The following is a 25205-nucleotide window of genomic DNA, read 5'->3' as shown; positions in this document are numbered from 1 at the left end:
GCTCAGAGATCGAAGAACACGGTCTCGTTCGGGCCGCGCAGATGAATATCGAAGCGATACACCGTCGCCCCGGTATGCACTTCGCGCTTCGCGATCAGCGTGTGGCGGCGCTCGGCGGGCACGCTCTGCAGCACGGTGTCCTTCGCATTGGCTTCGGTTTCGTCGTCGAAATAGAGGCGCGTGTAGGTGTGCAGCAGCATGCCGCGCATCAGCACGATGATGTCGAGATGCGGCGCGGAGTCGTCATCGGTCTTGCCGGGCTTCACCGTATCGACGACGAAGCGCAGCTTGGGGTCCGTGCCGGTGCCGACGCGCGCGAAGCCGCGGAATCCCGTCTCGCGCGCTTCTTCCGGACTCTGCACGTAGCGGCCGTTCGAGTCCGCCTGCATCACTTCGATCAGCGCGTCGCCGATCGGCTTGCCTTCCGCGTCGTACACGTTGCCGACGATGGCGATGTGCTCGCCCGGCACTTCGCGATCCGCCGCGGACGCCGTGAAGAGGCTCTTCAGATCGAAGTTGTACTGCTCCGGCACGAGGCCGTAGGCGAAGTACGGTCCGACGGTTTGCGAGGGCGTTTGCTTGAGGGTCGTCATGTCTTCACTCCGTCGGGGTCTGGTCCGGGCCGCGCAGCACGATGTCGAATTCGTAGCCGAGCGCGTAGTTTTCCTGCGTCGTGTCGATCGAGAAGCGCGACACGAGCCGTTGCCGCGCGTGCTCGGGAATGCCCTGATAGATGGGATCGAGTTCGAGCAGCGGATCGCCGGGGAAGTACATCTGCGTGACGAGCCGCGAGCCGAAGTACTCGCCGAACAGCGAGAAGTGGATATGGTTCGGACGCCACGCGTTCGGGTGATTGCCCCACGGGTACGCGCCCGGCTTGATCGTCATGAAGCGATAGCGGCCTTCGTTGTCCGTCAGGCAGCGGCCGGCGCCGAGGAAGTTCGGATCGAGCGGCGCGTCGTGCTGATCGTTCTTGTGGACATAGCGCCCGGCGGCGTTCGCCTGCCAGACTTCCACGAGCGTGTTGCGAACGGGACGGCCGCCCTCGTCGAGCACGCGCCCCGTCACGATGATGCGCTCGCCGAGCGGTTCCCCGTTCTTCGCTGCGTTGCGCGTGAGGTCGTTGTCGAGTGCGCCGAGATCGTCTGCGCCGTAGACCGGCACGCGGCGATTGCGCAGGTTCTCCTTCAACGGGATCAGCGGCAGCGACGGGCTGCGCGAAACCGACGAGCGGTAGCCCGGCGACAGATACGGCGGATGGGATGCCCAGTCGCGCGGCGTGAGGATGGGGGACGTCATGTCACTGTCTCCTGATGTTGTGACGTGAATAGGATATTTCTGGCGGCTACTTTATCGAACGCATCGGGTTATGGAAAATGATGTTTTGTGCGCCGATACATAACGCCTCGTCATGGATAACGACTTCACCAATACGCGCGTCAAGTTCCGTCACCTGCAGTGCTTTCTTGCCGTCACGCAACTGGGCAGCGTGCAGCGCGCGGCGGACAGCCTGTCGATCACGCAGCCGGCGGTATCGAAGACGATCGGCGAACTCGAATCCATTCTAGGCGTGCGCCTCTTCGAGCGTGGCCGGCGCGGCGCGGTTCCGACGCGCGAAGGCCGGCTGTTCGCACCGCACGCGAGCGCCTGTGTCGCGTCGCTGCGCGAGGGCGTCGACATGCTGCTGCGCGAGCGTGGCGACGTGCCGGGCGCGGTGTCGATCGGCGTGTTGCCGACCGTGGCCAATGCGCTGCTGCCGCCCGCCTTCGCTGCTTTCCGGCAACAGTGGCCCGCGATCTCGCTGTCTGTCGCGACCGATTCCAACGCGTCGCTGCTGGACAAGCTCAAGGCGGGCGATGTCGCTCTCGTCGTCGGGCGGCTGTCCGAACCGGAGGCGATGCACGGGCTGTCGTTCGAGCAGATCTATCGGGAGCCGCTTGCGGTCGTCGTGCGACGCGATCATCCGCTCGTGTTCGAAACGCCGCTGACGCCCGCGCTGCTCGCGCGCTTCGCGATCGTCGTGCCGCCGTTCGGCACGCTCATCCGCCAGTCCGCGGAAAGCGTGCTGACGGCGTTCGGCGCACACGCGTTGACGGCGCTGGTCGAAACGCTGTCGGTATCGCTCGGGCGCTCGCTCGCGCTTCACAACGACGCGGTGTGGTTCGTGCCGGCCGGCGCGGTCGAGCACGACATCGCGCTCGGGCTGCTCGCCGCGTTGCCGATGCCCTTCGCCGGAACAGACGAGCCCATCGGCCTGATCCGGCGCAACGACGCGGCGCGCACGCCGGTGGAGGAATCGCTCGTCGATGCGATCCGGGAAGCGGGCCGCTCGCGCGCCGCGACCAAGTAGCAAGCCGCGCGAGCAATTGACCGACGCCCGTCTGCGGCCCGCGGCTTGCTCAGGCAGCATTTACCGCGCAAGTTTGGCGCGAACACAATACTATGACGAAAGGCAGCGAAAGTACGCAAAGCGGCAACGAGAGCAACCGTTCCCGGTCACATCGCACGTTGCCCGCCGTTCCTGTCCGCTCCCAACCGCGCCCGCCCCGTTTGCATGATGAAGACCGTACTGCTCGTCGACGACGACCCCGCCACCATCGAAGCCTGGTCCCTCTGCATGCAGGGCGAGGATTGCAACGTTCTGTGCGCGGCGGACGGCAACGGCGCGTTATCGATACTGGGCGAGCAGGCGGTGGATATCGTGGTGTCCGACTGGATGATGCCCGGACTCGGCGGCGCGCTGCTCTGCCAGACGATGAAGAACGACGCGGCGCTCGCCCACATTCCTTTTCTGATGATCTCGGGGCATCCGAATCCGCCGGCGTTCGTCAGCTACGACGGCTATCTGCGCAAGCCGGTGGACTTCGGCACGCTCGTGGCGGCGGTCAACCGGCTGTGCGCGGCCAAGAAGCGGCCGCTCTACTGACGCCTTTGCCTTAGCGCAGCACGGCCAGCGCTTCGTCCATTTGCGCCTGCGCGAGCCGGTTCAATTCCTGCGGGATATCGCATTCGAGCGGCAGCGCCGGCGTGACGATCACGCGGATATGGCCGCCGCGATCGGGCCAGCCCTTCGCGGGCCAGACCTTCCCTGCGTCATGGACGACCGGCACCACCGGCACTTTCGTCGCGCAGGCGAGCCGCACGCCGCCCGACGCGAGCTTGAGCGGGGCATCGTGCGCGACGCGCGTGCCTTCGGGAAAGATCACGACTGCATCGCCCTTTTTCAAACGCGCCGCGCATTCGCGCGTGACCGCCTGGTGCGCCTGCCGGATCGAGCCGCGATCGAGATGAACCATGTCAAGCCCGCGCAGCACCCAGCCGAAGAACGGAATGTTCATCAGCTCGCGCTTGAACACGAAGCTGATGCGGCGCGGGAACAGCGCCATGAAAGCGAGTGTCTCCCACGTCGATTCATGGCGGCTCAGGATGATGAACGGTCCGTTCGGCAAATGCTCCAGCCCTTCGACCGACGTGGTCACGCCGGCGATGACGCGCATCATCGCGACCATCGCGCGGCACCACAGCCTTGCGAGCCGGTAGCGGCCGTTGCGGCCGACGAACGGAAAGAGCGGCAGGATCAGGATCGACCAGACGGTGCCGCTGCCGAGCAGGTAGGTGGCAAACAGCCACTTGACGAGGGTGCGGCGCATCGGGCTTGGCAATGAAAATGTGAATGATGGACGCGAGGAATCCGCAAGCATAGCGTATCGGTCTTTCGGGAGCTTTCATGCGCGGCTGACCGCGTGATGCAACAATGACTGCACGGAACATTCATGGAGAACGCGTGCGATGGATCAACAGCCGGTGAATTTCGACGAAGGCATGCTCGACGCAGGCGATGGCCATTCGATCTACTGGCGCGCGCAAGGCCCGCGCGACGCGCCCGCGATGCTCGTCGTGCACGGCGGCCCCGGCGGCGCGATGAACGTGAAGTGGGCCGACGTGCTCGAACCGGAAGCATGGCGCGTCGTCTTCTTCGACCAGCGCGGCTGCGGCAAGTCGAGGCCGTTCGGCAAGCTCGAACACAACGGCCTCGATGCGCTCGTCGGCGACATGGAGAAGCTGCGTGAAGCGCTCGACATCGAACGATGGGCGATTTTCGGCGGCTCGTGGGGCACGACGCTCGGGCTCGCATACGGCGTCGCGCATCCGGAGCGGTGCACGGGCTTTCTGCTGCGCGGCGTGTTTCTCGCGCGGCGCGAGGATATCGACTGGTTCCTGTGGGACGCGCGCCGCGTGTTTCCGGAGGCGCATCGCGCGTTTCTCGATGCGATCGAGGCGGCGTGCGGCAAGCGACCGGCGAGCGGGCAGGACATCCTGACGATGACCGAAGCGCCGCTCGCGCGCTTCGACGAAGCCGGGGCGCAGCTCGCGCGTGCGTGGACTCTTTACGAGACGACGCTCTCGGTCGTCAACAAGCCGGCGACGGAACCCGCTGACGCCGACAAGCGCCCGAGCGCCGAGGCGAATGCCGCCGCCGTTTCGATGGCGCTGCTCGAGCGTCACTACATGGCGAACGAGTTGCCGCCGCCGCCGCTCTTGCCGCTCGTCGCGCGCATCGCGCATCTGCCGTGCCGCATCGTGCATGGCCGCTTCGACATGGTCTGCACGGCGGATCAGGCCGTCGAGCTGGCCGCGCACTGGCCGGGCGCAGAACTGGCCGTGATTGGCGGCGCGGGGCATTGGACCTTCGAACCGGGCAACCTGGCGGCGCTGCAAGCCGGCGCTCGAGCGCTGTCCGGTCTGATCCGCAAGACGTGACGCGGCGGAGCGCGTTCAGGGCAAGAGCGTCGGCGCGGTGTCCGAAAGACGCCGCCAGTCGAGATCCGCACCGACGACGATCGTGCGGTCGCCGCGCCGCGTCGCGATGGTGAGCGTCACGCACAGCGACGTCCCCGTGACCGAGAGATACGGCGCGCTCGTGACGATCTGCTGCGGCCGCGCGCAGGCATCGACGAAATAGCCTCGATTGTCCCAGCGCCCGGTCGATGCATCCGCGATCGGCGCGAAGCGCTTGCTGTGCCGCCTTTCGCCCGCCCCCCGCAGCGTCGGGCTGAACTGGCGGCCGGCTTCATCGAGGAAGAAGCAGGCGACCGTGCTCGGCAGCGCGAGCATTTCGGCGCACGCGGCTTCCATGCTCGCGCCGCCCGCGATCCGTCGCGCAGCCTGCGATAGATTCGCGCGGTACGGCATCAGCAGCAGATCGGCGCCCAGGCGCTCGTTGCGGCGCGTCTGCGCGAGCATGTCGAATGCGTCTTCGATGAGCGGCGTCGCCGCGCCGTGCGGGGCGAGTTCCTCGCACGGCTTGCCGAACAGGAAGCCCTGCACGAAATCGACGTTGGAGCGTGCCGCGAGGAGCAGGTCGTCGCGCGTTTCGATGCCTTCCGCGACCACGAACATGCCCGACTGATGCAGGAGTTCGACGAGCTTCGGCATCAGAGCGTCGCGCAGAGGGGCGTGCTTCAGGGCGCTCTGCGCGCGCACAAGACTGCGGTCGAGCTTGACGATGTCCGGCCGCAGCGTGAGCAGCCGGTCGATGTTGGAGTGGCCCGCGCCGAAATCGTCGACGGCGACGAGAAAGCCCTGCGCGCGGAACGTGCGCGTCGCACTGGCGATGCGCTCGACGTCCGTGCCGCCCGACTCCAGCACTTCGATCACGAGCTGCTCGGGCGCGAGACCGGCGTCGCGTGTGCGCGCGGCCAGTTCCTTTGCGTAGCCGGCATCGGTGAAGGTGGCCGGATTCATGTTGACGAAGAGCCAGTGCGCAGCAGGCAGGCGTCTCGCCGCGTTGCGCAGGTGCGTCAGATGGCTCATGCGATCGAGTCCCGTCAGCGTCCCGGCGACGATCGCGCGGGCGAACAGGTCAAAGGGGCCGATGAGCGGGCCGTCGCCGGCGCCTTGCGCCCGCCCCCGCAACAGCGCCTCATAGCCGATCGCCCGTTGATGAGGAAGGCTGTAGATCGGCTGAAGATGCGTCGAAAGCGCGATGCCGTCGACGACCGCGTCGCCCGGCATCAGCACGCACGCATCCTCGGGCGCGGCGCACGGCGCACGGGCGCGGGCCGACGGTCGAAGGAGACACAACACGGGACGATGAACGGCAGCACGGCAGGCACGCGAGCATGGAAGGGCGATGACTCGTTTATCGGCCCGCTGGCGGCGAACTTGAGCGGGTTATGCGGCGCGCTTCGTGCATCCTATTATTAAGATGCGGTGATACGATCGCGCTGCAACTCGAGCCGCGCGTGGCTCGTCGAATCTGCGTTGAACTTCAAGAGAGACATCGATGGCGCAACAGAAAACCAATCCCAAACTCGAGCAGGCGCTGACGCGCGGCGATCTCGCGATCCGCCAGGCCAACTCGGGCCGCGCCACGGCGGTGCTGCGCGCGCTCGGCAAGATGATCGTCGAGGCGTCGTCGACGATCGGCGTCGAGGCGCACGTCGTCATCCACGATGGCGACAAGATCTACGATCCCGCCGACGGCGTGTGGCCGCAGCAATTGCTGATATCGCTCGACGGGCCGGTGGAGGACAACGACCCGGACGAGATCCGCACCGTCACCTTGCTCGCCGACACCCCCGGCACCGTCTTTCGCTGCGAATGGCAGCGCGCGGACGGCAATATCGGGCGGCAGGAAGGCCGGCCGCTTGCGATGGTCGCCTTCATCACCGACGTCGACATTCCCTGGCTTGACGAAGAAGACTGACATCGCCGGTTCATGGCGGCCGGTGCGAAGCGCGGAAGCGGTTTCCGTGCTTCGCGTATGCACGATAAGCCCGTTCACGGCACGGTCGTGCGCTAAAGCACGCGTGCTTTAGGCAGCGCAACCCAGAAGTGTGCGGCGGCGCACGATTCGAAACCGCGAATCCAATCTCCAGATTTATCTTTCGGACGGGAACCGGTAGGATGCCCAAAAGCGCCGTTGACGGCTTTGCGTCGCCGGTGGGACCGCCGTCCCGGCCGAGCGGCGAAAAAAAGCGAATAGCGAACAAGCCGGACCCCGGCGCGGTCCGGTTGGCCAAGAAGCAGCGATGACGGGGCATCTCGCCCATCGCTGCCGTCCTGCGCTGGTGCAGCGTGATGCGCCGCGTGAACGGGGGTTGTCCAGGTATGGCGTCGGTGATTCCAGCTTCCTTATCGAGATTCAGGCAATCCGGCTCGTGGATCGACGACGCGCTTTACGCGCTTGCCGTCTACACCGTGCCGGTGCTCATCGCGCTGGGCACGCTCGTCACGCTCTATTTCCTGCCGCGCCAATACGACTCGCGCGGCGCCGTCCCGCTGCAATTGCGCGTAATCGCCGATCGCGGCGGCCAGCTGCGCCCCGCCGAAGCGCGGGAAGCATTGCGCGGCGCGCCGCCCGTTCTGAGCTACAGCACGCGGCTCTCCGAGAAGCCCATCTGGTTCACCTTCATCGCGCCTCGCATGGGCGGCGAGTTGTCAACGGCGATCGAATTACCGTCGCGTCACGCGCAAACGGTTGCGTGCTGGGACGCGGCGACGCTTGCGCCCATCGGCATCGCCGACCGCGACGGCGCGAGCGGCGCGATGCATCCGGTGAAGGCGGGCTTCTTCGTGCAGGCGGGACGCCTTGCCGCGCCTCAGACCATCCTGTGCCGGGGCACGTATTCCGGTCCCGCCCAAGTCAGCGTGCTCGCATGGGACGGGCAGGCCTTGCGCCGGTCGGCGCTCGACTTCCAGGAAAGCTCGAGCCTGATCGCCGGCGGTCTGCTGACGCTCGCGGTCTTCGTCTTCGTCACCGCGATGATCAACCGCGAGTGGACCTACGTGATCTTCGCGGCGTGGCTCGTCGGCAATCTGCGCCTGTGCGCGAACGCGATGGGCTGGGACACGCAATGGCTCGGGCGCGTGCTGCCGGCGGAATTCATGCCGCCGCTGCGGCAGATCACGTTCGCCGCGTACTACCTGCTGACCGTCGCGCTTTTCACCCAGCTGTTCAGGCGGGAGCTGCGCGTCGTCGGATACCGATGGCTGCTGCGGGTGATTCAGTACGTCGGCATCGTGCTGCTGGTGGCGGCGCTCGCGCTGCCTTACTCGTCGTTCATCCCGACGCTCTGGGTGAGCGGCGCGCTGGCCATCGGCGTGCTGTTGTTCTTTCTCGCGCGGCTCGTGTGGATGGCGCGCTCCCGCACCGTGCTCTGGTACGTCGGCTCGCTGACCGTAGTGCTCTTCGCGACGTTTTCCGAGCTGCTGGGCGCGGTGCTCGGGCTCAAGGTATTGCTCGGCGGCGTCAATACGGTGATGGCCGCGCTGTCGTCGAGCATGATGGCCGCGTTCGCCATCGCCGAACAGATGCGCGCCGAACGCGACTTCCGGCGTCAGGCGCAGATGGAGTTGCGCAACACATACGAGGTCACGCCGATCGGCCTTTTCACGCTCGATGAAAACGGCCACTTCGTGCGCGCCAATCCGGCCTTGCGCGCGATGCTCGACCTGCAGAAGTCGGACTACCGGCTGCGCCACTGGCACGACTACTTCGAAGCCGGCGCCTGGGGCGCGCTGCAGGCGCTCGCCGCTAAAGGCAGCGACGGCGAGCTGGAAATGAGCGGCTCGGTCGAGCGCGGCACCGGCGAGCGGCGCTATCTGCTGAAGGCGATCCGCTGGAACGGATGGATCGAAGGCTCGCTGCAGGACACCACCGAACGCTCGAAAGCCGTCGAGCGGCTGCGCTTTCTCGCCGAGCACGATCCGCTGACCGGTTCGCTGAACCGTCGCGGTGTCGAAAAGGCGATCGCCGCGCAAAGCGAGGAACCGTTGCCGTACGCGCTCGCTTATGTGGACCTCGACCGCTTCAAGCTCGTCAACGATCTCTTCGGCCATCGCGCCGGCGACGAAGTGCTGCGGCAGGTCGCGGCGCGCATGCGGGCCCACTTTGCACGTAGCTATCCGGTCGGGCGTATCGGCGGGGACGAGTTCGTCTGCGTGATGAACGACACGCCCATCGAAGACGCCATCGCGCAAGCTCGCGAGATGCTCTCCATTCTGAGCGACGCACCGTACCAGGTCGGCAATCGCGCTTTCCAGGTGAAGGCGTCGATTGGACTGGTCGAATGCTCGCAGGGCGTGCGGGTCGCCGACGCGCTCTCGCACGCCGATCGCGCCTGCCGGGAGGCGAAGAAGGTCGCGCATACGCATCTCGTCACGTATCGCAAGGGCGCGGCGGCGTTCGAGGAGCGCGCGGAAGAACTCAAGCTCGTCGAAACGCTGGGCGGCAACCGGCTGCCGGCCGGCCTGTTCCTCGTGATGCAGCCGATCATGTCGCTCAAGACGCCGAATGAATCGCTGAACTTCGAAGTGCTGCTGCGCATGCGTGCGCCCGACGGCACGACGCTGCCGGCGGGCAAGGTGATCGTCGCGGCGGAGGAATCCGGGAACATCGCCGCGATCGACCGCTGGGTGATTTCCACGCTGCTCGAATGGATAGAAACGCATCGCCACCAATTGCGCAACACCCAGTTCATCTGCGTGAACCTGTCGGGCGGCTCGCTCAACGACGAGCAGTTCATGGAGGACATCTTCGCGCTCTTCGCCAGGCACCGGTCCGTCGTGCCTTATCTGTGCCTCGAGATCACCGAAAGCGTCGCGCTGCACGATCTCGCGAACACGCAGCGTTTCATCGCACGCGTGCATGAGATGGGCGGCAAGATTGCGCTCGATGACTTCGGCGCGGGCTATACGTCGTTCAAGTATCTGAAGTCGCTTTCCGCCGATGCCCTCAAAATCGACGGCGAATTCGTTCGCTCGATGTGCGCGCATCCCGCGGACGTCGCGATCGTCGAGGCGATCGTCGCGCTTGCCCGGAATCTCGGCATGCAGAGTGTGGCCGAATGGGTCGAGGACCTCGACACGCTCCGCGCGCTGCAGGAAATCGGCGTGGACTACGTGCAGGGCTTCCTCATCGCGCGGCCGCAGGACAGTTCGGCGATTCTTGCGGCGCACTCGGCGGCGAGCTTCGTCAGCAGTCCGGATGTGGTCAGCTTCGTCCAGTGCCTGTCGGACCCCGGCCAGGCGATCGCCGTGGATTTCGAGCGGCGCGCCCGCGCCGTGACTGCGCGCTGAACGCCCATCGCGTCTTATCGCCTTCCAACGCGGCCTAGGCGGCGTTCATCTCGTTCAGTATTTTTCCGGCCGCGATCGGAATGCGCGTGTCGTCCCATTGCGCGAGCCATTGAATCTCCTTGCGCGTGAAGTAACCAGGGTGGTTGCGCAGCGCGAACTGCAGCGCATCGACGACGTGATCGCGGATGATCTGCGGCGCGTCCTCGTCCGTGACGATCGCGTGAAGGGCTTCGAGTGTGCTCATCTGGCTCGTGATCGATAAAAGGCTGCAGCAAACATAACCGGCCAAAATTGGCGAAAAAAACGAATCTCCGCCAGCGCGATGTCTAGACAAGAGGCGTAGTCAGCAACGGCGGGCAGGCAGTAATAGAACCGGGATTTCCCCAATACAACGCAGGTTGTATATACAAGAAGATGAGGCGCATTCCCCGAACCGATGCGCAGGAGCGCCCATGACGTCATCTTCCCGTTTCCGCGATACCCAGATTCGCGCGCCGCGCGGCGCCCGGTTGAACGCCAAGAGCTGGCTCACCGAAGCCCCGCTGCGCATGTTGATGAACAACCTCGATCCCGACGTCGCCGAAAATCCGAACGAACTCGTGGTCTATGGCGGGATCGGGCGGGCGGCGCGGGACTGGGCGTGCTACGACAAGATCGTCGAGACGCTGCAACGCCTGGAAGCCGACGAGACGCTGCTGATCCAGTCCGGCAAGCCGGTCGGCGTCTTCCGCACGCATGAGAACGCGCCGCGTGTTCTGATCGCGAATTCGAATCTAGTGCCGCATTGGGCAAGCTGGGAGCATTTCAACGAACTCGACGCCAAAGGCCTCGCGATGTACGGCCAGATGACGGCGGGAAGCTGGATCTATATCGGCAGTCAGGGCATCGTCCAGGGCACGTATGAAACCTTCGTCGAAGCGGGACGTCAGCATTACGGCGGCGATCTCAAGGGGCGCTGGGTGCTGACGGCGGGCCTCGGCGGCATGGGCGGCGCGCAGCCGCTTGCCGCGACGCTCGCGGGCGCGTGTTCGCTCAACATCGAATGCCAGCAGAGCCGTATCGACTTTCGACTCAAGACGCGTTACGTCGATGAACAAGCCAGCGACCTCGACGACGCCCTCGCGCGCATCCGGCGCCACACGTCGGAGGGCCGCGCCGTGTCGGTGGCGCTGTGCGCGAACGCGGCGGACGTACTGCCCGAGCTCGTGAAGCGCGGCGTGCGTCCCGACATGGTGACCGACCAGACGAGCGCGCACGATCCGCTCAACGGCTATCTGCCGAAAGGCTGGACGTGGGCGCAATACCGCGACCGCGCGCAGACCGATCCGGCGGGCACGGTCAAGGCGGCCAGGCAGTCGATGGCGGAGCACGTCCGCGCAATGCTCGCTTTTCGCGAGCAGGGCGTGCCGACCTTCGACTACGGCAACAACATCCGCCAGATGGCGAAGGAAGAGGGCGTCGAGAACGCGTTCGATTTTCCCGGTTTCGTGCCGGCTTATATCCGGCCGCTGTTTTGCCGCGGCGTCGGGCCGTTTCGCTGGGCGGCGCTGTCGGGCGATCCGGAGGACATCTACAAGACCGATGCCAAGGTGAAGGAACTGATCGCGGACGACGACCATCTGCATCGCTGGCTCGACATGGCGCGCGAGCGCATCCGCTTCCAGGGACTGCCCGCGCGCATCTGCTGGGTGGGGTTGGGGCAGCGCGCGAAGCTCGGTCTCGCGTTCAACGAGATGGTGCGCAACGGCGAACTGTCGGCGCCTGTCGTGATCGGCCGCGATCACCTGGATTCGGGTTCCGTCGCGAGTCCGAATCGCGAGACGGAGGCGATGAAGGACGGCTCCGACGCCGTCTCGGACTGGCCGCTGCTGAATGCGCTCCTGAACACGGCGAGCGGCGCGACGTGGGTGTCGATCCATCACGGCGGCGGCGTCGGCATGGGCTTCTCGCAGCACGCGGGCGTGGTCATCGTCTGCGACGGCAGCCGCGAAGCCGACGAGCGCATCGCACGCGTGCTGCACAACGATCCTGCCACCGGCGTCATGCGTCATGCCGATGCGGGCTACGACATCGCGATCGACTGCGCGCGGGAACAGGGCCTCGACCTGCCGATGATCGCGCGATGAAAAAGCTCTGGCACCACTGCCACGCCGCGACGATGACGGGCGGCGCGTATTCGATCATCGAGGACGCGGCGATCGTGACGGATGGCGCGCGCATCGAGTGGATCGGACCGCGAGCCACGATGCCCGGCGGACTCGACGGCGAGCGCATCGATCTCGGCGGTGCCTGGGTGACGCCCGGTCTGACCGATTGCCACACGCATCTCGTCTTCGGCGGCGACCGGAGCGGGGAATTCGAGGCGCGTTTGCAAGGCGCGAGCTACGCGGAAATCGCGGCGCGCGGCGGCGGTATCGCGAGTACGGTGCGGGCCACGCGCGAGGCCAGCGAGGACGCGTTGTTCGAAACGGCGAAGGCGCGCGCGATCGGCTTGATGCGCGACGGCGTGACCGCGCTGGAAGTGAAGTCGGGCTACGGCCTCGATCTCGCGAACGAGCGCAAGATGCTGCGCGTGGCGCGCCGTCTTGCCGACACGCTCCCGCTGACCGTGCGTACAACGTGTCTCGCGGCGCACGCGCTGCCGCCCGAATTCGCGGGCCGCGCGGACGATTACATCGCCCACGTGTGCGACCACATGTTGCCCGCATTGGTCGATGAAAACCTCGTCGACGCCGTCGATGCCTTCTGCGAGCACATCGCGTTTTCGCCGCACCAAGTCGAACGGCTGTTCCGCGCGGCGCAAAAGCTCGGCCTGCCGGTCAAGCTGCACGCGGAGCAGTTGTCGTCGCTGCACGGTTCGGCGCTCGCGGCCCGGTATGGCGCGCTGTCGGCGGATCATCTGGAGTACATGACCGAAGACGACGCCATTGTGATGGCGAAGGCGGGGACCGTCGCCGTGCTGTTGCCCGGCGCGTTCTACATGCTGCGCGAAACGCAGATGCCCCCGGTCGAGATGCTGCGCCGCCACGGTGTCGCGATGGCGCTCGCAAGCGATCTGAATCCGGGCACATCGCCGGCGCTTTCGCTGCGGATGATGCTCAATATGGGTTGCACGCTGTTTCGCCTGACGCCGGAAGAAGCGCTGGCGGGCGTCACGGTTCACGCGGCGCGCGCGCTCGGCTTGCGCGAGACGCATGGATTGCTGGAAGCGGGCAAGGCGGCTGATTTCGTCGCGTGGGGAATCAATCGCCCGGCCGAACTCGCCTATTGGCTGGGCGGCGTGCTGCCCAACCGCATCGTGCGAAACGGCGAGGAAGTCGTGCTGCCGTCATCGGAGCGATGACGCGACGCCTCGCCGCCTTGCAGTCGACGTGGCGGCGCTACGCGCGTCGTCCGCGGATCATTCCATAGATGACGAGCAGGATGATCGCGCCGATCACCGAGGCGATCCATCCTGCTGGCTGACCCGGCTGATACCAGCCGAGCGCCCGGCCGACGTAACCCGCGATGAGCGAGCCGGCGATGCCGAGCACGATGGTCATGATCCAGCCCATGCTGTCGTTGCCCGGCTTGATAGCGCGCGCGATGAGACCGACGACGAGTCCGACGATCAGAGTACCGATGAAGGCAAGCATGCAGTTGCTCCTTGACTAAGTTTGCTGCTTATTGGCGAAGTGCTTCCGGGGTTTCTCCGGTAGCTTCAAAGTAGCATGGGCGGCCGGGTTTGGGTATGACACCCGCCCGCCCCTGCGCGGGATTGGCCATTCGGCCAGGACTCCTAGCACACCGAATGCCAAGGTGTTGAGCAGGGTAGAATTCGTTGCATTGCTTCACATCGCTGAAACAGCACTGCAACGATATGACCGACTCCGAATTTCCCTCCACCGACGACGCCATCCACGAAGACCGCCTCTGGCGCGACGACGGCTGGACTGCTCGTGTAATCAAGAACGAAGACGACGACGGCTGGGCCGTCGAGATGATCCAGGCAGGCGAGGCGGAACCCGCGCTCGTCGGCCCCTGGACGATGGGCCGCGACAAGAAGAATCCCAAGCCGCTGAGTTCGGACGCTTTCCGTACGCTGGTAAAGACCGCGTCGGAAGTGCTGCGACGCCACGAGCAGCAGCGGCACGCGATGCTGCACAAGAACGTGACCATCGACGTGGGCGGCGAGGAGATCACGGTGTCGCTGGAAATCGTTCCGGACGAGGACGACCCGTACGCGAACCTCAAGGCCTTCGATCCGTTCGGCACCCAACTGGCGCACGTACGCGTGTCGCCTGCGTTCAAGCTCACGAAGGCGAGCGCCGAGCGATGGGCCGAGAACGGCTTTTCCAAGCCGAACTGACGTTTTCTCCTACAGATACGCAAAAAAATGCCGTCGCGCTTGCGCGCGACGGCATTTCTGTCTGACAAACGAATCACGCGGCTTACTTCACGACGAACTCGATGCGACGGTTCGCAAAGCGCCCGCTGGCCGTCTCGTTGTCGGCCACCGGATTTGCGTCGCCGTAGCCCGTTGCCGTGAGCGACTGAGGCGGCACGCCGTTCTTCACGAGAAACGCACGAACGGCTGCGGCGCGTTCCTTCGACATTTCCATCTTGGCAGGCGCGCTGCCGACGCCGTCCGAATAGCCCGCCACTTCGAGCTTCACCATCGAGCCCTTCGCCGCGCAGTTCTTCAGCAGTTGCGCGGTTTCGCCGAGCGTCGCAAATGCGCCGTCGGGCACGGTGGCGCTCGATCGCGCGAAGTTGACGACCTGCAGGTCTAACACACGGGCGAGCTTGTCGCCGGAGCAGGCGTCGTCGGTGGCGAGCAGCGATTTCATCGCGCCGCGAAACGACTGCGTCGCCGTTGCTACGGCGGTGTCGACATCGAAAGAACTCACCTCGAACATGCCGCCCAAGGCCTTCTTCAGGCGTTCTGTCCAGCCGAGCCTGGAGTCGGCGGCCGCACCGCTCAGTTCGACCTTCGAGCCGATCAGCTTCGCCTCGGCGCCCGGCACCGCCATCAGCGGTGCAAGGTCGTTCAGGCGCGAGAGCCACGTGGCGGGAAGTGTGCCGGGAACGACGGAGACGTTCGCGGTGTAGCCGTTGCCGAAGCGGCGACTGAGCGCGTCGATCAGTTCCTGTTTCTCGGCCTCCGTGCCGACCGTTGCCTGCACCGAAGGAACGCCGGCGTCGCTGACATTGAACACGAGGCGTGCATCCTTGCGGTTCGCCGTCGATGCCGACGCGTTCGGCGCCGCAGCGGGCGCTTCGGTCGAAACTGCGGTCGACGCCGGCGCCGCGGCCGGCGCCGGCGCGTGGTCACTGAAGCCCCCGGTTCGCGCCGACGCGTCGCGCGCTGCCTGGCCAACGGTTGCGACTGGCGTGCCGGCGCTGGAACTCAGGTCGACGCTGTCCTTTTGCGTGAAGCCGCGGTAGTAGACCAGGGCGAGAATGCCGGCAAGGATCGCGAACAGCACCCAGACCCACTTGTTCGACCTCTTTTTCGGGCGTGCCTGCGTACGGGGGCGCAGGGGAGCGGACGCCGGCATGGCCGGCGACGCCGGAGCAGCCCGCGGTGGCGTAGGAAGCGGCTTGGGCGCGCTCATCGGCGCATAGGTGGTGGCAGCGCCAGGCGGGACCGCGACCATCGCTGCAGCGTCCTCGGGAAGTCCGAGCGTCGAGCCGACGGCGTCCAGCCGCGCGCCGATGCTGCTGACGAAGCCGTCCACATTGCCGAGTCCGAGCGCGCCTGCGACGCCGGGCGACAGCGATGCGCGCACCTCGCCGATCTGGTCGCGCAGCAAGCCGGGAAGATTCGATACGTTCGCTTGCGAGAGCAGGAAGTGATGCTTGAGGATGCCGAACAACACGGCGGCGAGCATGCCGGCGAGCGCCGAGGTAGCCTGAACGGGCACGCCGGTTTCGGCCGATACGGCATCGGTCAGGGCGTCGATACGCTGACCGCTGGCGCGCGAGGCGAGGGAATGGCCGGATACTTCGAGATGCTTGAGACCGGTCGTCGTGGTGATCGCATTGCGCAACTGGTCGACGACCAACGCGTTTGCCTCGGGCGACATGATGACTGCGTGCACCGACCGTGCACCGTCGCCGATCGCCGAACGGTCCATGATCGACGCGACCAGTCCCGGAACGGTGCGCGCGGCGAGTTGCTGGACGACCGGCGCAGGAATGCCGAATTTGTGCGATAGCTGTTCGGCGATCTCACTCGATATCGCGGTCTTGACCACCTGAACCAGATTGATACTCATCGACTGCTATCCTTTTACTAAAACGCCGAACGCGGGCGTAATGACGCGTGCATTCTATCCGCGCCGGTATCCTGAAAAGACACCGGCATATTTCTTTACAGAAGTGCCGTGCGCGCGCCACTCCATCGAGGATGGCGAGACTTCGCGCTTGACAGCGCGCGCTCAGTGCACATTCGGCACGCGCTTACAGCGGGCGTGATGAAGAATGGGAGAAGAGCCGCGCGACGCACCTGGCGGCGGCGGCAAGCCAGGACTGTTCGGCGAGGCTTTCCGCGCCTTCGTTCGGGCGCGCGGCGCGCACCGACAGAACCGAGCCCGGCGGAACGAACCTGCGATACGATGCGTCGAGCGGCGACGTCCAGGCGCATGTGCGGCAATCGTGCTTCGTGCACGCATTGCAAGGAGGTTGATCGCGATACATGGGAGGGTCCGAATTGGAGTACCTGCGCATGATGTGCGATCTCGTCGCGAATGACGATCGGACGAGTCTGAAGACCTCTTAGAATTGCAGCAAATGGCGGCAAAAAACGTTCGGATAGCCAATCGGCCGACGGATCGGCCCATCAACAAGGAGACGCGAATGCACTATTTATTGATCTACGAACTGGCGCCCGACTATCTGGAGCGCCGGGCGCAGTTTCGCGACGAACACCTCAAGCTGGCGTGGCAAGCGGTCGAGCGCGGAGACGTCGTGCTGGCGGGTGCGCTGGATAGCCCCGCCGACCGCGCGATGCTGCTCTTCGAAGGCGAATCGCCGGCGGCGGCCGAGGCGTTCGCGCAAAGCGATCCCTACGTGACGAACAAGCTCGTCGAACGCTGGGAAGTGCGCAAGTGGAATACGGTGGTGGGCGAGGACGCGGCCACGCCCGTGCGCTGAAGGCGCTGAACGGTCACGCGCCGGCGGTTTCTTCCGAGTGCTGATCGTCGGAACGCCGCCGTGCCGTGCGATACAGGCTCGTGAGCGTATCGTCCACCTGCTGCGAGCGCTCGAACAGCGCCGCGAGCCAGTCGACGAAAGCCGATACGCGCGGCGTCGCCTGCCGGCTTTTGACGAACGCAACCGATACCTTCAGCGGCGGCGATTTCCATTGCGGCAGCACTTCCCGCAACTGCCCGGAGCGCAGGAAAGGCTGCGCCGCGATCCGCAGCGGCTGAATGAGCCCGAGTCCTTCGAGGCCGCACGCGAGATACGCGTGCTCGTCGGCGACCTGCACGAAGCCGCGCATGCTCATCGTGTACGGCTTGCCGTTCACGTCGAATTCGAAATCGGCGGGGCGGCCGCTCTTTTCTGGCATGCAGTTCACCGCGACGTGCTGCGCCAGTTCGTCGAGATTTGCCGGGGCGCCGTGTTTTTCAAGGTACGCAGGGCTCGCGCACGTCACCTGTTCGAGCATTCCGAGCCGCCGCGCGATCAGCCCGGAGTCCGGCAATTCACCCAATTGCACGCTGCAATCGACACCTTCGCCCACCAGATCGACGTTCCGGTTGCCGATGCCGATCGACAGCTCGATCTGCGGATAGCGCGCATGAAACTCCGGCAGCGCGGGCACGACGATCGACGTCGCGACGGTATCCGGCATCTCCACGCGCAGGCGTCCGCGCAGCCGCTCTTCGCCCGCGGCGAAGCCGGAGTCGAGCTCGTCGATATCGGCGAGAATCCGGGCGCAGCGCTCGTAGTAGGCGGCGCCGTCGACGGTGAGGTTCAGGCGCCGTGTCGTGCGGGCGAGCAGTTGCACGCCGACGAGCGCTTCGAGTTGTTGCACGGTCGTCGAAACGCTCGCGCGCGGCATGCCGAGCGATTCGGCGGCGCGCGTGAAGCTGTTCGTATCGACGACACGCGTGAAGACACGCATGGCATGGACGCGATCGATCACGTGAGTTTTCCCTGGTTCCGATGAAATGGCGATGCGATGCGACGCACCGGCGATGACATCATCGTAAGGATCGTGACTGCGCGCGTGAATACATAAAAATCGAGGATTCTTGCCTGATTCTTCCGGGCACGGGTCAAAGCGTCGGCATCTCGCCGCGCAGCCGCCCGGCGACGCCCGAGAAGTCCGTTCCCGACGGCGCCTGATACAGCCGCAAGCCCATCTCCGGAAGAATGGACAGCAGGTGATCGAACACATCGCCCTGAATGCGCTCGTATTGCGCCCACGCGGTCGTCGCGGTGAAACAATACACTTCGATCGGAATGCCTTCCGACTCCGGCTCCATCATGCGGACCATGATCGCCATGTCCTGCCGTATCTCCGGATGATGCTGCAGATACGCAAGCCCGTACGCGCGAAACGTGCCGATGTTCGTGAGCCGCCGGCGATTCGCGGGCTCGGCCGCCAACTCGCCGAGATTGCGGTTCGCCTGTTCGACTTCGGTCTGCTTCTGCTGCAGGTAATCGTGCAGCAGCCGAAAGCGCAGCATGCGTTCTGTTTCGTCATCGGTGAGAAAACGCACGCATTGGGCGTCGATACGCATCGTCCGCTTGATGCGTCTGCCGCCCGATTCGAACATGTGCCGATAGTTGCGATAGCTCTCCGAGAAGAGCTTGTAGGTCGGCACGGTGGTGATCGTGTTGTCCCAGTTCTGCACCTTGACCGTATGCAGCGCGATGTCCTTGACGGCGCCATCCGCGAGCGCTTGCGGCATCTCGATCCAGTCGCCGATGCGCAACATGTCGTTCGACGTGAGCTGCGTGCTCGCCACGAGCGACAGCAGCGTGTCCTTGAACACGAGCAGCAGCACCGCGGATAGCGCGCCCAGACCCGAGAGCATCCAGAGCGGCGAGCGGTCGATGAGGATCGAGAGCACGAGCACGCCGCACACGAGCGCGAGCGCCAGCTTGCCGATCTGAATATAGCCCTTGATCGAGCGCGTCTGCGCCTCCTTGCTCGCGGCATAGACGTCCTGCCACGCCGAAAGCGCGCTGCCCGTCGCGAGGAACACGCAGATCCACGCGCCGCCGTGCGCAATGCGTCCGATCGGCTCGGCCCATCGCCCGATATGCGGCACTTCGCCGATGCAGAGCGCGACGACCGCGAAGGGCGCCGCATACCACAGCCGCTGATACGCGCGATGCCGGATGAACGCCAGGTCCCACGCCGAGTGCCCCGCGAGCACCAGAAGCCGGTGCGCGATGCGCAGCAGCACGCGCGCAATGATCCACTGCACGAACTGCGCGACGACGAACAGCGCGGCCAGCCCCACGATCAGTTGCGCCCAGGGTTGCGTCGGCAGGTGTTGCGTGAGGGCGTCGGGAAGAAGGTCGATATTCATGCGTCGATGTCGGCTCGTGAGCGATACGTCCCGTATTGTGCATGAACGTGCACATGCTTTTCGCGCGTCGCGCGGCCTCATCGAAAACCCGAGTCCGATGAAAATGAATTTTTTTCGACGGCCGTTTGGGGTAAATATGCTTTCATCGCGACTACCCGACGAGCGTGCCGCCGAGTCATGTCCCGCCGATTTCCGGTCTCCCCGCCGATGACCGCCGACGAACCGATCGCGACGCGCATCGCCACCGCCATGCCGACGCTCACGCCGATCCATCAGCGCATGGGCGCGTTCGTGATGGCGAACCTGTTTCGCTCGGCAACCATGCGCATCGACGAATTCGCCGATGCGGTCGGCGCGTCCATCGCGACGGCGAACCGCTTCGCGCGGGCGCTCGGCTTCTCGGGCTATCCGGCGTTCCGCGATGCGCTCGTGCGCGGCTTCGAAGCGACCATCGCACCGGTCGAACGCTTGCGCTCGTCGCTCGAAACGTCCGTGAGCGGGGCCGAGGTGTTCCAGGCGGCGCTCGTGCAGGCGGCGTCGAACGTGCGGCTCGCGCAGGCATCGGTCGATGCTTCGAAGGCCGACACGCTCGTCGACGCATTACTCGACGCGCATCGCGTGTTCGTGCTCGGCTACGGCGCGAGCGCGTTTCTCGCCGGGCTGATGGAGCACGGTCTCACGCCGTATTGCGCGAACGTGCAGTCGCTCGCGCTCGTCGGCGGACCGTCGCATGCGGCGCGGCGGCTCTTCACGGCATCGCGCGAGGACGTGCTCGTCGCCATTGCGTTTCCACGTTATGTCGACGACACCATCACGCTCGCGCGGCAGGCCCGCGAGCACGGCGTGCGCGTCGTCGCGCTGACCGACAGCGGCGTGTCCCCGCTTGCGCGCGTCGCGGATCTCGTGCTGACCATTCCCGCCGAACGACGGCTCGCCGCGAATTGCGACACGGCCGTGCTCGCAGTCATCGAAGCACTGTGCGATGCAGTCGCGCATCGCGCGAAACGATCGGTGGAAGCGGCGTCGGGGCTCGCCGAATGCGTATTGCCGTGGCTTGCGACGGCATCGACCGGACAACACACTCGACGGGAGCCGCGCGAATCATGAGCGCCATTCCAGTGATTGCGATACACGGCGGCGCGGGCACGATCCTGCGCTCGGCCATGAACGCCGACACCGAAGCGCGCTATCACGCGGCGCTCGCCGACGTGCTGCGCGCGGGCGAACGCATCCTCGCCAGCGGCGGCCGCGCGCTCGACGCCGTCACCGAAGCGGTGCGTCTGCTCGAAGACTGTCCGCTCTTCAATGCGGGCCACGGCGCGGTGTTCACGGCGGCGGGCACGCACGAACTCGACGCGTCGATCATGGACGGTTCGACGCTCGATGCCGGCGCGATCAGTTGCGTGACGCGCGTGAAGAATCCGGTGCTCGCCGCGCGCCGCGTTCTCGATGTCAGCGAGCATGTGATGTTCACTGCCGCCGGTGCGGAAGCGTTCGCGCGCGAACAAGGGCTGGAGTTCGTCGAGCCGTCGTACTTTCATACCGATGCGCGCTATCAGCAATGGCTCAAGGCCCGCGGCACATCGCGCACGCTGCTGGATCACGATGCAGCCGCGCAGGCCACGGACGAAGACGACCCCATCGATCCCGCGAGGAAGTTCGGCACGGTCGGCGCGGTGGCGCTCGATGCGAACGGTCATCTGGCCGCTGCGACATCGACGGGCGGCGTGACGAACAAGCAGGCCGGGCGCGTCGGCGATGCGCCTCTGATCGGCGCGGGCTGCTATGCGAACAATGCGACCTGCGCCGTCTCGACGACCGGCACGGGCGAGATGTTCATCCGCATGCTCGCCGCCTATGACGTGTCGGCGCAGATGGAATATCGCGGCCTCGCGCTCGAAGAAGCGGCACGCGATGTCGTGATGAACAAGCTGCCGCGCATCGACGGACGCGGCGGGCTCATCGCCATCGATGCGAAGGGCAATGTCGCGTTGCCGTTCAATACGGAAGGCATGTATCGCGGCCATGCGCGTGTGAACGAAGCACCCGTCACGGCGATTTACCGCACATGACCGCGACGCTCACCTTGCCCGATGCGCGCGTGATCGAGGTGCATGATCTCTCGGTCACGTTCCGCTCGCGCTCGCGGCTCATCGAAGCCGTGCGCGGCGTCTCGTTCACGGTGGATCGCGGCGAGACGCTTGCGATCGTCGGCGAATCCGGCTCGGGCAAGTCGGTGACGTCGCTTGCGCTGATGCGGCTCGTCGAGCACAGCGGCGGCGCGATTGCTGCGGGCAGCATCGCGTTTTGCAGGCGCAACGGGAACGTGCTCGATCTGGCGCGCGCTTCGTCCGCGACGATGCGTACCGTGCGCGGCGCCGATATCGCGATGATCTTTCAAGAGCCGATGACATCGCTCAATCCGGTTTTCACCGTCGGCGATCAGATCGCGGAGGCGATTGCGCTGCATCAGGGCAAGAGCCGTTCGCAGGCGCGCCAGGAAGTGTTGCGCCTGCTCGACCTCGTACGCATTCCCGAAGCGCGCCGCGTATTCGGACGTTATCCGCATCAGCTCTCGGGCGGGATGCGTCAGCGCGTGATGATCGCGATGGCGCTTTCATGCAGGCCCGCGCTGCTGATCGCCGACGAACCGACGACCGCGCTCGACGTGACCATTCAGGCGCAGATTCTGCAACTCGTGCGCGGCCTGCAGGACGAGATGAACATGGGCGTGATCTTCATCACGCACGATATGGGCGTCGTCGCGGAAGTCGCGGACCGCGTGCTGGTGATGTATCGCGGCGAGAAGGTCGAGGAAGGGGCGTCTGAGACGCTATTTCGGAACCCGAATCATCGCTACACGAAGGCGCTGCTCGCTGCGGTGCCGACGCTCGGCGCGATGCACGGCACGCATCGTCCGGCCAAGTTTCCGATCGTCGAAGTCGAACCGGCGGACGCTGCTCCCGACGATGCCAGCGCGCTGCGGCCATCGGCGGCGGTGGAACATCAGATGCAGCCCGCTGTCGACGAAAGCAGTCCGCCGATTCTGCGCGTGCGCGACCTGATCACGCGCTTTCCCGTCAAAACGGGCCTTTTCGGGCGTACGACCGCGGCGGTGCATGCGGTCGAGCGCGTCAGTTTCGATCTGCGGCAGGGCGAAACACTCGCGCTCGTCGGCGAATCCGGATGCGGCAAGTCGACGACGGGGCGATCGCTTCTGAGGCTCGTCGAAAGCCAGAGCGGTTCGATCGAATTCGACGGACGCGAGATCAGCGCATTGCAAGGCCCCGAGTTGCAGGCTTTGCGCCGCAATATCCAGTTCATCTTTCAGGACCCGTTCGCGTCGCTCAATCCGCGTCTGACTGTCGGATTCTCGGTGATGGAACCGCTGCTCGTGCATGGCGTGGCGAGCGGAAAGGAAGCGCAGGCGCGAGTCGACTGGCTGCTCGAAAAGGTCGGCTTGCCGCCGGAGGCCGCGCAACGCTATCCGCATGAATTCTCCGGCGGGCAGCGTCAGCGCATCGCGATCGCACGCGCGCTTGCGCTCAACCCGAAAGTCGTCATCGCCGATGAATCCGTCTCTGCGCTCGATGTCTCGGTGCGCGCTCAGATCGTCAATCTCATGCTCGATCTCCAGCGCGAACTGGGCATTGCGTATCTCTTCATCTCGCATGACATGGCGGTGGTGGAGCGCGTGAGCCATCGGGTAGCGGTGATGTATCTCGGGCAGATCGTGGAGATCGGGCCGCGCGCCGCCGTCTTCGAAGCGCCGCGTCATCCGTACACGAGGAAGCTGATGAGCGCCGTTCCGGTTGCGGACCCCGCGCGCCGTCATGCGAAGCGCATGCTCGCCGCCGATGAAATTCCGAGCCCGATACGCAAGCTCGGCGACGAGCCGACGGTCGCCAGGCTCGTTGCGGTGGGACCGGATCATTATGTCGCCGAGCATCACGTCGGCGGCGCGTATTAGATGCCGGAAAATCGCCGGAAGCACATCGTAGCGAACCATAACGTCAAGCAAAGGAGTTCACGATGCCGTCCTCTCGTTCGTTCAAGTTTCGCAGTTGCGTTGCAGCGAGTGCAGTCGCCTCGATGTTCGCGCTCGGGCCCGTGACCGCCCATGCGCAAAGCACCGCGGTCATGGCCGTCGCTTCGACGTTCACGACGCTCGATCCCTACGATGCCAACGACACGCTGTCGCAAGCGGTATCGAAGTCGTTCTATCAAGGGCTGTTCGGCTTCGACAAGGACATGAAGATTCAGAACGTGCTTGCGGCGAGCTACGAGGCGAGTCCCGATGCGAAGGTCTATACGATCCACTTGCGTCAGGGCGTGAAGTTCCACGACGGCACCGACTTCAACGCCGATGCAGTGAAGGCATCGTTCGATCGCGTGATCGATCCGGCGAACAAGCTCAAGCGCTACAACCTCTTCAACAAGATCGAGAAGACGGAAGTCATCGACCCTTACACGGTCAGGGTCACGCTGAAGATTCCGTTCTCCGCGTTCATCAACGTGCTCGCGCATCCGTCGGCGGTGATGATGTCGCCGGCCGCGCTCCAGAAGCATGGCAAGGAGATCGCGTTTCATCCGGTCGGCACGGGACCGTTCGAGTTCGTCGAATGGAAACAGACGGACGACCTCAAGGTGAAGAAGTTCGCGGGCTACTGGAAGAAGGGTTATCCGAAGATCGACATGATCGACTGGAAGCCGGTCGTCGATAACAACACGCGTGCGGCGCTCATGCAGACCGGCGAAGCGGACTTCGCGTTCCAGGTGCCGTTCGAACAGGCGGCCACGCTCAAGTCCAGCCCGAAGGTCGATCTGATCGCCGCGCCGTCGATCATTCAGCGCTACATCAGCATGAACATGGGCCAGAAGCCCTTCGATAACCCGAAGGTGCGCGAGGCGCTCAACTATGCGATCAACAAGGAAGCGCTGGTCAAGGTCGCGTTCGCGGGCTATGCGGTGCCGTCCGAAGGCGTCGTGCCGCAGGGCGTCGACTATGCGACGAAGCTCGGCCCCTGGAAATACGATCCGGCCAGGGCTCGCCAGTTGCTGAAGGAAGCCGGCTATCCGAACGGCTTCGAAACGACGCTCTGGTCCGGCTATAACCACACGACGGCCCAGAAGATCATTCAGTTCGTGCAGCAACAGCTCGGGCAAGTAGGCGTGAAGGCGTCGGTCGAAGCGCTGGAAGCGGGGCAGCGCGTGCAGCGCGTGGACAGCGCGCCCGATCCGGCCACCGCTCCCGTGCGGATGTACTACATCGGCTGGTCGTCGTCGACGGGCGAAGCGGACTGGGCCATCTCGCCGTTGCTCGCGAGCTCGTCGATGCCGCCGAAGCTGTCGAATACGGCGTACTACCGGAACGAAAACGTCGACGCCGACTTGCAGAAGGCGCTCGCCACCACCGATCGCAACGAGAAAGCCGCGCTCTATGCGGATGCGCAGAAGCGCATCTGGGCCGATGCGCCGTGGATCTTTCTCGTCACCGAGAAAGTGGTCTATGCGCGCAGCAAGCGGCTTTCCGGCGCATACGTGATGCCTGACGGCTCGTTCAATTTCGACGACATCGCCATCAAGTAA

General features: G+C 65.2%; 22 protein-coding genes. 13 read left to right on the top strand and 9 right to left on the bottom strand.

What is annotated here, in order from left to right; translation table 11 throughout:
- Nucleotides 1-2: 2 nt before the first annotated feature.
- Together pcaG and pcaH are read right to left on the bottom strand one after the other, a co-directional pair.
- A complete protein-coding gene (pcaG, locus tag P9220_RS18090; RefSeq protein ID WP_309766459.1) occupies nt 3-593 on the bottom strand; it encodes a protocatechuate 3,4-dioxygenase subunit alpha in 591 nt (196 codons plus the stop codon).
- A gap of 4 nt (nt 594-597) precedes the next feature.
- Nucleotides 598-1299 carry a protocatechuate 3,4-dioxygenase subunit beta gene (gene pcaH / locus P9220_RS18085; RefSeq protein WP_309766458.1) on the bottom strand — a complete coding sequence of 234 codons (702 nt, stop codon included), beginning with the start codon at nt 1297-1299 and terminating at the stop codon, nt 598-600.
- 112 nt (nt 1300-1411) lie between these two features.
- Here pcaH and pcaQ point away from each other — a divergent pair, with 112 nt between their 5' ends.
- Together pcaQ and P9220_RS18075 are read left to right on the top strand one after the other, a co-directional pair.
- Nucleotides 1412-2350, top strand: coding sequence for a pca operon transcription factor PcaQ (gene pcaQ, locus P9220_RS18080; protein ID WP_309766457.1), 939 nt, complete (start codon nt 1412-1414; stop codon nt 2348-2350).
- A 204-nt stretch (nt 2351-2554) separates the two neighbouring features.
- On the top strand, nt 2555-2926 hold the full coding sequence (locus P9220_RS18075; protein ID WP_309766456.1) for a response regulator: 372 nt from the start codon (nt 2555-2557) through the stop codon (nt 2924-2926).
- Nucleotides 2927-2936: 10 nt separating this feature from the next.
- On the opposite strand, the gene P9220_RS18070 is transcribed toward P9220_RS18075, so the two are convergent.
- Nucleotides 2937-3650 (bottom strand): lysophospholipid acyltransferase family protein, encoded by a 714-nt coding sequence (locus tag P9220_RS18070; protein WP_309766455.1) that lies wholly within the window; start codon nt 3648-3650, stop codon nt 2937-2939.
- 139 nt (nt 3651-3789) lie between these two features.
- On the opposite strand from P9220_RS18070, the gene P9220_RS18065 reads away from it, so the two are divergent.
- Complete coding sequence (locus tag P9220_RS18065; RefSeq protein ID WP_309766453.1) at nt 3790-4761, top strand: alpha/beta fold hydrolase; 972 nt, start codon at nt 3790-3792, stop codon at nt 4759-4761.
- 15 nt (nt 4762-4776) lie between these two features.
- Here the strand turns inward: P9220_RS18065 and P9220_RS18060 are convergent, their stop codons facing one another.
- Nucleotides 4777-6015, bottom strand: a complete 1239-nt coding sequence (locus P9220_RS18060) for an EAL domain-containing protein (RefSeq protein ID WP_309766824.1) — start codon at nt 6013-6015, stop codon at nt 4777-4779.
- 271 nt (nt 6016-6286) lie between these two features.
- Between P9220_RS18060 and P9220_RS18055 the strand changes: the two genes are divergently transcribed.
- Nucleotides 6287-6709, top strand: a complete 423-nt coding sequence (locus tag P9220_RS18055) for a hypothetical protein (RefSeq protein WP_309766452.1) — start codon at nt 6287-6289, stop codon at nt 6707-6709.
- A gap of 404 nt (nt 6710-7113) precedes the next feature.
- Nucleotides 7114-10083: an EAL domain-containing protein gene (locus P9220_RS18050; RefSeq protein WP_309766450.1), complete on the top strand. Its 2970-nt coding sequence runs from the start codon at nt 7114-7116 to the stop codon at nt 10081-10083.
- Between the two features lie 34 nt (nt 10084-10117).
- Here the strand turns inward: P9220_RS18050 and P9220_RS18045 are convergent, their stop codons facing one another.
- The gene (locus tag P9220_RS18045) at nt 10118-10327 is read right to left on the bottom strand and encodes a hypothetical protein (protein WP_309766448.1); all 210 of its coding nucleotides are present in this window, start codon (nt 10325-10327) and stop codon (nt 10118-10120) included.
- 208 nt (nt 10328-10535) lie between these two features.
- Between P9220_RS18045 and hutU the strand changes: the two genes are divergently transcribed.
- Nucleotides 10536-12209 (top strand): urocanate hydratase, encoded by a 1674-nt coding sequence (hutU, locus tag P9220_RS18040; protein WP_309766447.1) that lies wholly within the window; start codon nt 10536-10538, stop codon nt 12207-12209.
- On the top strand, nt 12206-13426 hold the full coding sequence (gene hutI / locus P9220_RS18035; RefSeq protein ID WP_309766445.1) for an imidazolonepropionase: 1221 nt from the start codon (nt 12206-12208) through the stop codon (nt 13424-13426). Before hutU ends, hutI begins: the two co-directional genes overlap by 4 nt.
- Nucleotides 13427-13463: 37 nt before the next feature.
- Here the strand turns inward: hutI and P9220_RS18030 are convergent, their stop codons facing one another.
- Nucleotides 13464-13718 carry a GlsB/YeaQ/YmgE family stress response membrane protein gene (locus P9220_RS18030; protein ID WP_309766443.1) on the bottom strand — a complete coding sequence of 85 codons (255 nt, stop codon included), beginning with the start codon at nt 13716-13718 and terminating at the stop codon, nt 13464-13466.
- Nucleotides 13719-13942: 224 nt separating this feature from the next.
- On the opposite strand from P9220_RS18030, the gene P9220_RS18025 reads away from it, so the two are divergent.
- Nucleotides 13943-14431 (top strand): hypothetical protein, encoded by a 489-nt coding sequence (locus tag P9220_RS18025; protein WP_309766441.1) that lies wholly within the window; start codon nt 13943-13945, stop codon nt 14429-14431.
- An 82-nt stretch (nt 14432-14513) separates the two neighbouring features.
- Here the strand turns inward: P9220_RS18025 and P9220_RS18020 are convergent, their stop codons facing one another.
- Nucleotides 14514-16343, bottom strand: coding sequence for an OmpA family protein (locus P9220_RS18020; RefSeq protein ID WP_309766439.1), 1830 nt, complete (start codon nt 16341-16343; stop codon nt 14514-14516).
- A 580-nt stretch (nt 16344-16923) separates the two neighbouring features.
- Here P9220_RS18020 and P9220_RS18015 point away from each other — a divergent pair.
- On the top strand, nt 16924-17220 hold the full coding sequence (locus P9220_RS18015; protein WP_309766438.1) for a YciI-like protein: 297 nt from the start codon (nt 16924-16926) through the stop codon (nt 17218-17220).
- 13 nt (nt 17221-17233) lie between these two features.
- On the opposite strand, the gene P9220_RS18010 is transcribed toward P9220_RS18015, so the two are convergent.
- Nucleotides 17234-18217, bottom strand: coding sequence for a LysR substrate-binding domain-containing protein (locus P9220_RS18010; RefSeq protein ID WP_309766437.1), 984 nt, complete (start codon nt 18215-18217; stop codon nt 17234-17236).
- A gap of 133 nt (nt 18218-18350) precedes the next feature.
- Nucleotides 18351-19616 carry a mechanosensitive ion channel domain-containing protein gene (locus P9220_RS18005; protein ID WP_309766436.1) on the bottom strand — a complete coding sequence of 422 codons (1266 nt, stop codon included), beginning with the start codon at nt 19614-19616 and terminating at the stop codon, nt 18351-18353.
- 177 nt (nt 19617-19793) lie between these two features.
- Here P9220_RS18005 and P9220_RS18000 point away from each other — a divergent pair, with 177 nt between their 5' ends.
- From P9220_RS18000 to gsiB, 4 genes are all read left to right on the top strand, one after another.
- Complete coding sequence (locus P9220_RS18000) at nt 19794-20723, top strand: MurR/RpiR family transcriptional regulator (RefSeq protein ID WP_309766435.1); 930 nt, start codon at nt 19794-19796, stop codon at nt 20721-20723.
- Complete coding sequence (locus P9220_RS17995) at nt 20720-21688, top strand: isoaspartyl peptidase/L-asparaginase (protein ID WP_309766434.1); 969 nt, start codon at nt 20720-20722, stop codon at nt 21686-21688. The genes P9220_RS18000 and P9220_RS17995 overlap by 4 nt, the downstream gene beginning before the upstream one ends.
- Complete coding sequence (locus P9220_RS17990) at nt 21685-23586, top strand: dipeptide ABC transporter ATP-binding protein (RefSeq protein ID WP_309766433.1); 1902 nt, start codon at nt 21685-21687, stop codon at nt 23584-23586. The genes P9220_RS17995 and P9220_RS17990 overlap by 4 nt, the downstream gene beginning before the upstream one ends.
- A gap of 62 nt (nt 23587-23648) precedes the next feature.
- On the top strand, nt 23649-25205 hold the full coding sequence (gene gsiB / locus P9220_RS17985) for a glutathione ABC transporter substrate-binding protein GsiB (protein ID WP_309766431.1): 1557 nt from the start codon (nt 23649-23651) through the stop codon (nt 25203-25205).

The sequence above is a fragment of the Caballeronia sp. LZ016 genome, assembly GCF_031450805.1.
GTDB lineage: Bacteria > Pseudomonadota > Gammaproteobacteria > Burkholderiales > Burkholderiaceae > Caballeronia.
The sequence above is the reverse complement of the archived record's forward strand: the minus strand, read 5'-3'. Positions and strand labels throughout refer to the sequence as shown.